At 69.2% G+C, this 491-nt stretch carries 1 protein-coding gene; it reads left to right on the top strand.

Going from position 1 to position 491, the window contains the following annotated elements:
* Positions 1–491, top strand: a 491-nt coding sequence (locus AC5RU7_RS21050) for a zinc-binding dehydrogenase (RefSeq protein ID WP_494053881.1), incomplete at both ends; no start/stop codon positions are given.

Raw genomic sequence — 491 nt, forward strand, 5'->3', positions numbered from 1 at the left:
GCCCCGGGTGACCGGGTGATCCTGAACTGGCGCGCGGTCTGCGGCCAGTGCCGGGCGTGTGCCAAGGGCCAGCCGCAGTACTGTTTCAACACGCACAACGCCACCCAGAAGATGACGCTGGAGGATGGCACCGAGCTTTCCCCCGCGCTGGGCATCGGTGCGTTCGCGGAGAAGACCCTTGTGGCTGCCGGGCAGTGCACCAAGGTGGACCCGGAGGCCGACGCCGCGGCGGTGGGCCTTCTGGGCTGCGGTGTGATGGCCGGCATTGGTGCCGCCATCAATACCGGTGAGGTCAAGCGCGGCGAGTCCGTGGCCGTGATCGGCTGCGGCGGGGTGGGTATCGCCGCGATCGCCGGCGCCAGGCTGGCGGGTGCGACGACGATCATCGCGGTGGACATCGACGATAACAAGATCGAGATGGCCAGGTCCCTGGGCGCGACCCATGGCGTGAACTCCCGGCAGGAAGACGCGGTGGAGGCCATCCGCGCCCT

This window comes from Arthrobacter sp. K410C (assembly GCF_059090105.1).